General features: G+C 62.6%; 7 protein-coding genes. 5 read left to right on the top strand and 2 right to left on the bottom strand.

The genetic code is table 11. The features are described from left to right. Positions 1–1,042 (top strand): porin (locus tag DH08_RS33565; protein WP_192183495.1); only part of this gene is annotated, 1,042 nt, incomplete at its 5' end. Between the two features lie 135 nt (positions 1,043–1,177). On the opposite strand, the gene DH08_RS33560 is transcribed toward DH08_RS33565, so the two are convergent. After that, a complete protein-coding gene (locus DH08_RS33560; protein ID WP_192183494.1) occupies positions 1,178–2,857 on the bottom strand; it encodes a tetratricopeptide repeat-containing sulfotransferase family protein in 1,680 nt (559 codons plus the stop codon). A 108-nt stretch (positions 2,858–2,965) separates the two neighbouring features. Between DH08_RS33560 and DH08_RS33555 the strand changes: the two genes are divergently transcribed. The 4 genes from DH08_RS33555 (at position 2,966) to DH08_RS33540 (ending at position 9,208) form a co-directional block, all read left to right on the top strand. Then, positions 2,966–4,078, top strand: coding sequence for a pyridoxal phosphate-dependent aminotransferase (locus tag DH08_RS33555; protein WP_192183493.1), 1,113 nt, complete (start codon positions 2,966–2,968; stop codon positions 4,076–4,078). Between the two features lie 594 nt (positions 4,079–4,672). Next, the gene (locus tag DH08_RS33550) at positions 4,673–5,881 is read left to right on the top strand and encodes a CAP domain-containing protein (protein WP_192183492.1); all 1,209 of its coding nucleotides are present in this window, start codon (positions 4,673–4,675) and stop codon (positions 5,879–5,881) included. Positions 5,882–6,035: 154 nt separating this feature from the next. Further along, positions 6,036–7,778: a type I secretion system permease/ATPase gene (locus tag DH08_RS33545; RefSeq protein WP_246801187.1), complete on the top strand. Its 1,743-nt coding sequence runs from the start codon at positions 6,036–6,038 to the stop codon at positions 7,776–7,778. Continuing rightward, positions 7,775–9,208, top strand: coding sequence for an HlyD family type I secretion periplasmic adaptor subunit (locus DH08_RS33540; protein WP_192183491.1), 1,434 nt, complete (start codon positions 7,775–7,777; stop codon positions 9,206–9,208). Before DH08_RS33545 ends, DH08_RS33540 begins: the two co-directional genes overlap by 4 nt. 49 nt (positions 9,209–9,257) lie before the next feature. Here DH08_RS33540 and DH08_RS33535 read toward each other — a convergent pair whose 3' ends face one another. Continuing rightward, positions 9,258–9,791 carry a MarR family winged helix-turn-helix transcriptional regulator gene (locus DH08_RS33535; RefSeq protein ID WP_192183490.1) on the bottom strand — a complete coding sequence of 178 codons (534 nt, stop codon included), beginning with the start codon at positions 9,789–9,791 and terminating at the stop codon, positions 9,258–9,260. Between the last annotated feature and the right edge of the window lie 74 nt (positions 9,792–9,865).

Genomic DNA, 9,865 nt, shown 5'->3' with positions numbered 1-9,865 from the left:
GGGCTACTTCTACATCCCCGGCACCGAAACCTGCCTGCGCATCGGCGGCTATGTCCGTTACGACATCGGCGCCGGCGACGTCGGCTCGTTCGATGGTGCTCGCGCCTTCAACCAGTTCGGCGACCCCAAGGAACAGGACACCTGGTACAAGAACACCCGCTTCACGCTGAAGACCTGGACCGGCCAGGAAACCGAGCTCGGCACCTTGAAGACCTATACGGAGACCCGTATCCAATTCGGCAACTCCAACGGCTATGGCGATGACTTCGGCAATGACGCTGTCAACAAAGGCATCACGCTGAACTTCGCCTGGATCCAGCTCGGCGGGCTGCGCGTCGGTAAGGACGAATCGGCCTTCGATACGTTCATCGGCTACGCCGGCAACGTCATCCAGGATACGCTGGTCCCCTATGGCGGCTTCGACACCAACGTCGTCCAGTACTATTTCGACGCCGGCAACGGCTTCTCGGCCGTGGTTTCGCTCGAAGAAGGCTCCGGCGATGCTGGTGCTGCTGTCCTCGATGGCGCTGGCAATTATGTCTTCAATGCCACTTCCGGCAATGACACGATCGACAGCTACGTGCCGCATGTCGTCGGCGGCGTGAAATACACGCAGGGCTGGGGCGATATCATTGCTGTCGGCGCCTATGACAGCACCTGGGAAGAGTGGGCCGGCAAGGTTCGCCTCGACGTGAACGCGACCAACGAACTGTCGCTGTTCATCATGGCCGGCTACGGAACGGACGACAACATCGACCGCAACTTCTACAAGCAGTGGGGCGGCAACTGGGCGGTGTGGGGTGGCGGCACCTACAAGTTCAACGAGAAGACCTCGTTCAACCTCCAGGCATCGGCTGACGACGACAAGAACTATGGCGTCGCGGCGAACGTCGCCTACGACATCGTTCCCGGCCTCACGGTCACGGCGGAAGTCGACTACGACCACGACGGCAAGTTTGGCGACGTTGACAATCGCAACTGGACCAATGGGGACAAGAAGAACAGCGTCGGCGGCCTCCTCCGCTTCCAGCGCTCGTTCTAACAGGCTCGACCTGACCGAAATCGAGACCCGGCGGGCGACCGCCGGGTTTTTTGTTGGGCACCGTGTTCTTTGAGGACGACGGGCTCCGCTCAAGAATTTCCTAGGTAACGGCGAAACAGCGACGGGCCCTCACGCTCAAATGTCGGCAAGATCTCCCAAGGCGTCGATCAGCGGCTGGATCTCGCTTTCGTATTTCGTCCACTGCTTGACGGACGACGTATAGATCGGCTGGCGGACCTGCCAATTGCTATAGGTATTTACGGAGCCGCCCCTGTCAAAAAAGCGCAAGCAGGTATCGTCCCAGGGTAGTCCGAGATAATCTATGAGACAGCGCGACTGCTTCTCTTGATTTTCAATCAACGTCTCGTACCGGTTTTCGAAGATACGGCCCGGGAAAATCTTGTCCCAATGCCGCATCAGACGATCATACTCCCTGTAGTAAAGCCCTAGTGTCTCCAGATCGGCGCTGTAGCTATGCGCTTCACTGAATTGCAGGACAAAGCAAGAGATACAGTTGTCAATGGCGTCGCGGCGACAATGAATGATGCGCGCGTTGGGGAAAAGGATGCCAATCAGGCCGACCAGCTCGAAATTGTGAGGCATCTTGTCGACAATTCGAAGCGCGTCAGGGGCCCGCTCGCGCAGGTAGGCAAGATGCTCCGCAGCCAGGGCCCTGGACAGCTGTGGAGTCATCGATGCGATCGCCTCATCCGGGCTTATGCCGGATCCAGACCTAAGATCGAGCCCATTCGATGTGCGTCTAAGCTTTGTTAACTCGCCAGCGCCATGAACATTGGGATGGCTGGCGCAGATCTGCTCAGTCAGTGTTGTGCCCGAGCGAGGCATCCCGACTACGAACACGGGCACCTCCGAGACATTGCCAGGAGCAATCCTTGAAGCCACCAAATCCGGTGTAAAGGTTTCGATCAGGGCGTCGACCCAACGACGGTAGGATTGCACATCGAATCTCTGGCCGCCGGCTTGATTTCCTTTTTTGAAGTGATCGATCGCCTCCTTGTAGCGACCGAGGTCGTTGAGCAGCTTTCCGGCCGCGTGATGGAGCGTCGCCACTCCCTCGGATCCGTGGTCAGGGTCTTGAAGCTCCGTCAGGATCGCCGCGAGTTCTGGTGGCTCTTCAGTGAATTTGTGCGTGCGTACAAGCACACTGTAGGCAGCAGGTACCGCGATGCGCCGATCTATTGTCTCTTTGAGATGAGCCGCGGCTTCGTCCATACGGCCGAGGCTTGCCAGCGCACGAGGCAGCCCCAACCGGGCCATGGGATGATCTCGGTCGACCCTGAGCGCCTTCTCAAAGAGCGGCAGCCCCATTTCCCCTTTGTCAAACGAATTGTATGCATCGCCCAAGGCGCAAAGCGCTTCCACCAGATCCGGCTTCAATGCCAGTGCGTGCTGAATGTGTTTGATCGCCGGTGTAAACTCGCTGAGCCTCAAATAGGCTTGACCGAGGCTTAGGTTGTAGTAGGGATTTAGAGGCTCCTGCGCGATCGCCCGAGCAAAATACCGCATAACCTTCTCTTCGTCGTACCCGATCCCCAGCGTCCCCAGTATATAAAGGGCCAGCGGATGTTCGGGCGTTCTCGCCAGAACGCGATGACAGAGTTCTTCCGCCTCAGGCAATCGATTCTCTTGCTGGAACTCGAGCGCCTGCCTCAACATCATATCGTTGGCCTGAGCGCGAGACGGAGCCGCCTTTGCGGGCTGAGGTTTCGGTTGCCCAACCTTCGGCGGTGCGCCCTTCGGCGCTGCTTGGGTTTTAAGGTGCTTGGCCCAAGCGGGCGGCAATCGGTTGCTCATTCTATTTCGCTAACAAAACGGATCGGCGAAATCCAGTGCGGCATTGTCATCTTGCGCCCAACATGCCTCCACGCTAGCAAGAAGACCGTTTTTCGAGCGAGCCTTACTATGCGTCAGCGCCCTCCCCTTACGCCGCTCATCGCGGCACTTCCCTCGACGGTGCCATTTGTCGGGCCGGAGGCGCAGGAGCGTGAGCGTGGCCGTGCTTTTCGTGCCCGCATCGGTGCCAATGAGAGCAGCTTTGGCCCCTCGCCGCGGGTCATCGAGCGCATGGCCGGGATTGCCCGCGACATGTGGATGTATTGCGACCCCGACAATTTCGACCTCAAGGTCGCAATTGCCGCCCATCTCGGCGTCGGTGCCGAGAACGTGGTCGTCGGCGAAGGCATAGACGGTCTGCTCAGCCTGGTGGCGCGCATGTATGTGGCGCCGGGTGACGCGGTGGTGACCTCGCTCGGCGCCTATCCGACCTTCAATTTCCACATTGCCGGCGTCGGCGGCCGTCTGGTTGCGGTGCCTTACGAGGACGACAAAGAAAGCCTGGACGGGCTGCTCGCGGCGGCCGTCAGGGACAAGGCACCGTTGGTCTATCTCTCCAATCCCGACAATCCGATGGGCAGTTGTTGGGAGGCAGCCGAGATCATCCGCTTCATCGAGGCGCTGCCCGAAACCACCATGCTGGTGCTCGACGAGGCCTATGGCGAATTGGGGCCGGCCTCGGCGCTGCCGCCGATCGATGTCTCGCGGCCGAACGTCATTCGCATGCGCACCTTTTCGAAGGCGTATGGGCTGGCCGGCATACGCTGCGGCTACGCGGTGGCGGAGGCCCAGGTGATCCGCGATTTCGAGAAAATCCGCAACCACTATGGCGTCAGCCGCATGGCGCAGATCGCCGGCGTCGAGGCGCTCGCCGATCAAGCCTATCTCGAGAGCGTGGTGGTGCGGGTCGCGGCCGGGCGGCTGCGAATCGCCGGGATCGCTGAAGCAAACGGGTTGAAGCCGCTGCCTTCGGCGACCAATTTCGTCACCATCGACTGCGGCAGCGACGGCGCCTTCGCGCTCAAGGTGCTGCAGGGGCTCTTGGCGCGCGACGTGTTCATCCGCAAGCCGATGGTGCCGGTGCTCGACCGCTGCATAAGGGTCAGCGTCGGGCTCGACCACGAGCTCGACATTTTCGCCGAGGAACTGCCGGGCGCAGTTGCGGCAGCACGGGGGAACTAGTCGGTTCCCGTCGCGCAGCCGACGCGCACTCGTTTCGCAATGCATCGAATCGGTCGTCCGTCGGCACGCCGGCCTGCCTTGATCGATGCTGGGCTCGGAATTTTTTAGTTCACGCCAAGCGAACCGTGTGAAACCCAACATCCGCTTCGAAGCCGTCTCGCCGGTCAGAAGCGGGCCTTGCCAGGTCGACATAGATATATCCTCTTTGAACGACCTGTTCTTGTCGAGGCTCACCTCTCGATCGAGTACCGAAACTCCATCCGCTTCCGGACATTCGCGCATTTCTCGTACGGGAGATACATTAGCGAATTCCGGCTCTTAAGGGTCCTCGGAAAAACCGCGCCGGGAAAATATAGAGTTCTCGAAATGGCGCACTTGTTCAAAGCGTCAGAAGAACTTGAGAGCTCAGCCAAAAACTGATCCTGCACCCTGATTTCAGCCTTGCTAAAGCGATCCGCAATATCGCACACGATATATGTGCGTATGTTCTAATTTGTTTACTTTAGCGCCAAATCATAAACACATATGCTGCTCAAGGACGGGTGACGGGAAGCACAGGGGGCTCAATACCAATCAGAACCCACGGGGATACCAATGCCGCAACACAGTGCCAACGAGCAGTATCTGCTCGAACTCATCAATGCCGAGCGTGCCAAGACAGGTGCCCAGCCACTGGCCTTCGACAACGACCTCAGCGAAGCCGCCGAAGGTCACGACCGGTGGATGCTGGCAACCGACATTTTTTCGCATACCGGTTCCGGTGGCTCGTCGCCGACGACGCGCATGAAGGCTGCAGGCTATGTCCTGACCGGATCGTGGGCCACCGGTGAGAATATCGCCTGGGCAACGACCCGCGCCCCGACCGGCTATGTCGACGAGGTCAAGCTTCTCCACACCAATCTGATGAATTCCTCGGGACACCGGGCCAACATCCTCAATCCCAACTTCCGCGAAGTCGGCCTTGGCTTCGAGGTCGGCGACTACAAGGGCCGCAGCAGCGCCTTCGTCACCGAGGACTTCGCCAAGACCGGCACCGACCTGTTCCTGACCGGCGTCACCTTCGACGACAAGGATGGCGACCGTTTCTACGATCCGGGCGAAGGGCTCGGCGCCATCACGGTGACGGCCAAGAATTCCGCCGGCCAGACCTTCAAGACCACGACATCGGCTGCCGGCGGCTACGATCTGGTGCTGAAGCCTGGCACCTACACGGTGACATTCTCGGGCGCGAACATCGCCGCCTCGACGCAGACCGCGACGATCGGCACCAAGAACGTCAAACGCGACCTGATCGATCCGACGATGAAGTCGGGCACGCTTGCCGCGACCGCTTCGGCCGACGATGCCAGTTCCGACACGAGCGACACGCAGCCGGTGGTATCGGCGGCTCCCACCGCCGTGGCGGATGCGGGGAGCAACAATGCCGGCAGCACCACCAAAAGCTGGCTCGCCGACTTCTTCAAGACCCATTCGCTGGCGAAGCAAGACACCCTCAGCGCCAATGAGACTGCAGGCGGCGCGACAGATCAGGACACATCACATACGGCCGTGCTTGGCAGCGGCCATTTGCAGTTCCGCCAGACAATCGCCTCGCCCGCCAATGCAGAGGATATTTCCGATCTGCTCGATGGCGGCGGCCCCTTCCATCAGGCGATAGACCGCGCGGTGGCGGCGTTGCAGGCGCATGTCCCGGCTGACGGCAACATCGTTGCCGATGCGGGCGACGCGGCACATGCCGCGGTGGCCAAGATCCTGGCTCAGATAGCCCAATCGGACCATCAGAGCGCAGACCTCGTGGGCTGACAGCGAACTGCAAGATTGCCTGGCGGTCCGTGCTTCAGGCGCGGGCCGCCGCGAATTTGAAGGAGATTTGACGCCCCAGCCATTCTGACGGCGTCAGCGTTCGGATTCGGAACCGCCAGATGACGATGGCCGGGCATAGTCGAGGGAAAGATACTTGTTTCATCCGTTTTCGCCAGACCCGAACCGCAAGGCTCGCTCCGAGCTGCGGGAGGCTCTTGCCTCCTTCCGGCGTGCCTATGTTGCCGTTGCCGGTTTCAGCGGCCTGATCAACGTGCTGATGCTTTCCGGCTCGCTGTTCATGCTGCAGGTCTATGACCGCGTGCTGCCCAGCCGCAGCGTGCCCACGCTGGTGGCGCTGATCATCCTGGTGGCCGTGCTCTACGTCTTTCAGGGCATTCTCGAAGCGGTGCGGGCACGGGTGCTGACGCGCATAGGCGCCGGCATCGAGGAGACTATCTCCAGCCGCGTCTTCGGCTGCGTGGTGCGCCTGCCGCTGCGCACGCGCGACCGTGGCGAAGGGCTGCAGGCGCTGCGCGATCTCGACCAGGTGAGCGGCTTCCTCTCCGGCCCGGGCCCCGCCGCCCTGTTCGACCTGCCATGGATGCCGCTCTATGTGGTGATCTGTTTTCTCTTCCACCCATGGATCGGTGTCGCAGCGCTCATCGGCGCCCTTCTGCTGGTGTCGCTGACGGTGCTCACCGACCGTCTGGTTCGCGGGCCGACCAAGGTGATGTCGAGGTTCAGCACCAGCCGCAGCGCGATCGCGCAGTCGAGCACCCGCAACGCCGAGGTACTGGCCGCAATGGGCATGGGCGAGAGGCTGGCTGGACGCTGGAGCCGGGCCAATGCCGGCTTTCGCGAGGCGCAGGAGCACGCCAGCGACCTGACAAGCGGGCTGGGCGCGGTGTCACGCATCCTGCGCATGATGCTGCAGTCGATGGTGCTGGCGCTCGGCGCCTATCTGGTCATCCACCAGCAGGCGACGCCCGGGATCATCATCGCCAGCTCAATCCTCACGTCACGCGCGCTGGCGCCTATCGAGCTTGTCATTGCGCATTGGAAGGGCTTCCTCAACGCCCGCCAGAGCTGGCGGCGCCTGGACGATTTGTTTGCGGCGCTCCCGGCATTGGAGAGCGGGATGGAGCTGCCTGCCCCGACCGGCGAGCTCTCGGTCGAGAGCATCAGCGTCGTGGCCCCCGGCGACCGGCGCCTGGTGGTGCAGGACGTCGAATTCTCGCTGCGCGCCGGATCGGGCGTTGGCGTGATCGGCCCAAGCGGCTCCGGGAAATCCTCGCTGGCGCGCGCGCTGGTCGGCGTGTGGCCGGTGATGCGCGGCAAGGTCCGGCTCGACGGTGCGGCCCTCGAGCAATGGCCGGCGCGCTCGCTCGGCCGCCATATCGGCTACCTGCCGCAGGACGTCGAACTGTTCGCCGGCACGGTCGGCCAGAACATTGCGCGTTTCGACGACGATGCCGTGCCGGAGACGATCATCGCGGCGGCGCGGGCCGCCGGCGTCCATGAAATGATCTTGCGCCTGCCCGAAGGCTATCGGACGGAAATCGGCGAAAGCGGAGCGGCACTTTCGGCCGGCCAGCGCCAGCGTGTGGCATTGGCGCGCGCGCTGTTCGGCGATCCGTTCCTGGTCGTGCTCGACGAACCGAATTCCAACCTCGACGCCGCCGGCGACCAGGCCCTGACGCAAGCCATCGAAGGCATCAAGGCGCGCGGCGGCATCGCCATCGTGGTGGCGCACCGGCCGAGCGCGCTTGCCGCACTGGACCATCTGCTGGTGCTCGGCGGCGGCAGGCAGCAGGCCTTTGGCCCGAAGAGCGAGATAGCGCGACAGGCGCTGAAGCCCGCGGCCGTGCCGCTGCATGCGGTGGGAACGGCGGGATGAAGATGGCGCTTGCAATGCCCGGCTTTGCAACGGAGGGCCTGCATACGGCCAAGGGCCTGGCGTTGCGCGCAAGGTCGATGGCGCTTGCCTTCCTCGACAAGGGAGCAAAGCCGGACGAGGCCGCGTCGCCGCAACAGCAGCGGTTGCGGCGCGCCATCGACCGCAATGTGAGGCTGGGCGGCATCGCTGCCTTCGTTCTGGTCGGCGGGCTCGGCCTTTGGGCGGTGACAAGCAATCTTTCCGGCGCCGTGGTCGCGGCCGGCCATCTGGTCGTCGATTCCAACGTCAAATCGGTCCAGCATCCGCAAGGCGGCGTGGTCGGCGCGCTGAATGTGAAGAATGGCAGCATGGTCGCGGCCGGCGACGTGCTGGTGCGGCTCGACGACACGGTTGCGCGTGCCAATCTGGCCATCGTCGACAACGGCCTCGACGAGCTGTCTGCCCGCCGCGCCAGGCTGATGGCCGAACGCGATGGCGTCACAGCGGTCGCTTATCCCGAACAGCTTGCGGCACGCGCAGCCGAGCCCAAGATCGCCGAACTGATCGACGGCGAGAACAAGCTGTTTGCCTTGCGGCGCCAGGCGCGCGACGGCCAGGTCTCACAGTTGCGCGAGCGCATCGTGCAATTCCGGCAGGAGATCGCCGGTATCGAAGCCCAGCAGAAGAGCAAGCTCCAGGAAATCGCGCTCACCAAGGTCGAACTGCAGGGCATGCGGGACCTGTGGAAGAAGAAGCTGGTGCCGATTTCGCGGCTGGCCGAACGCGAGCGCGCCCAGGCACGGCTCGACGGCGAGGATGGCCAGCTGACCGCCGCGGCCGCGCAGACGCGCGGACGCATCAGCGAGACGGAACTGGCGATCATCCAGATCGAGCAGGACATGCGCAGCGAGGTGGCAAGCGAGCTGCGCGAGATAGACGCCAAGGCGAGCGAGCTGCGCGAGCGCCAGATCGCGGCCCAGCAATCGCTGAAGCAGATCGACATCCGCGCACCGCAATCCGGCCGGGTGCACCAGCTGGCAATCCATACGGTCGGCGGCGTCATCTCGCCCGGCGAAGCGATCATGCAGATCGTGCCGACGGCCGACGCGCTGGTGGTCGAGGCGCGTGTCGCCCCTCAGGACATCGACCAACTGCGCATCGGACAGCCGGCGACGCTTCGCCTTTCGGCATTCAGCCAGCAGACGACGCCGGAGGTCGAAGGCGAGGTGGACCGCATCTCGCCCGATCTCATCGAAGACCAGAAGGCCGGTATCTCCTACTATGCCGTGCGCATCGTGCTGTCGGCCAGGAGCCTCCAAGAGGCAGGCCCGCTGGAGCTGAAGCCAGGCATGCCGACCGAGGTTTTTCTCAGGACCACCGACCGCACGGTGCTTTCCTATCTGCTCAAGCCGTTGACCGACCAGGCCAGCCGGGCGTTTCGCGGCGACTAGCGCATGGCCCGACTTTCGGGAGCGCGCGCGCACTCGCCAAGCGGCATGCCTATTGGCGATTTCCGCTCGTTGCGGTTTCACCCATGTCGCCGCCGAGCAGGCGCGTGACCCGTTTCAACGCGTCTGAAAGCTGCAGGGCTTCGTCATCGGTCAGGCCGGCCGTCAGCCGGGCGAGGTCTTGGTTCGCCGTCATCTGCAACTTTGCCAATGCCTGATTGCCACGGGCCGTCAGGGACAGGCGGCGGCGCCGGTCGTTTGGGTCGGCGCGTATTTCGGTCAGGCCGGCAGCCGCGAATTTTCGCAGGATACGTGTGAGATAAGTCGGTTCGAGCCGAAGTTCGCCGGCCATTTCGGAGGCCGCTGGGCCGATATCGAGATGGAACATCCGCGCAAGAAAACCCGCCGTGCCACCTGTATCGGCAGCAGAAGCGCCCGACCTGCGATCCAGTTCGAACAGCACCCGCGCCTCGGTCAGCGTATAGGCGCTGTGCGTCAAGGTCTCGTCGAGCAACCCGATCAGGCCGGTATAGAACCGGTTGAAGCGGCGGATGTCGCCGACCAGGGCATTTCGCTCGACCGGCATGTCAGGCCCTTCCGCAGGTTGATATCCGCCGTTGAATTCATCTCCAGTTATTTGATCAAGTCAACTATTTATTG

The sequence above is a fragment of the Mesorhizobium amorphae genome, from assembly GCF_014843845.1.
Taxonomy (GTDB): Bacteria; Pseudomonadota; Alphaproteobacteria; order Rhizobiales; family Rhizobiaceae; genus Mesorhizobium; species Mesorhizobium amorphae_A.
This window is presented reverse-complemented; position numbering and strand designations above follow the sequence as displayed.

Bases quoted from the DNA above. Each gene is read 5' to 3' on its own strand.
- DH08_RS33560 (WP_192183494.1), bottom strand. From the start codon at position 2,857: ATGAGCAACCGATTGCCGCCCGCTTGGGCCAAGCACCTTAAAACCCAA.
- DH08_RS33555 (WP_192183493.1), top strand. From the start codon at position 2,966: ATGCGTCAGCGCCCTCCCCTTACGCCGCTCATCGCGGCACTTCCCTCG.
- DH08_RS33550 (WP_192183492.1), top strand. From the start codon at position 4,673: ATGCCGCAACACAGTGCCAACGAGCAGTATCTGCTCGAACTCATCAAT.
- DH08_RS33540 (WP_192183491.1), top strand. From the start codon at position 7,775: ATGAAGATGGCGCTTGCAATGCCCGGCTTTGCAACGGAGGGCCTGCAT.
- DH08_RS33535 (WP_192183490.1), bottom strand. From the start codon at position 9,791: ATGCCGGTCGAGCGAAATGCCCTGGTCGGCGACATCCGCCGCTTCAAC.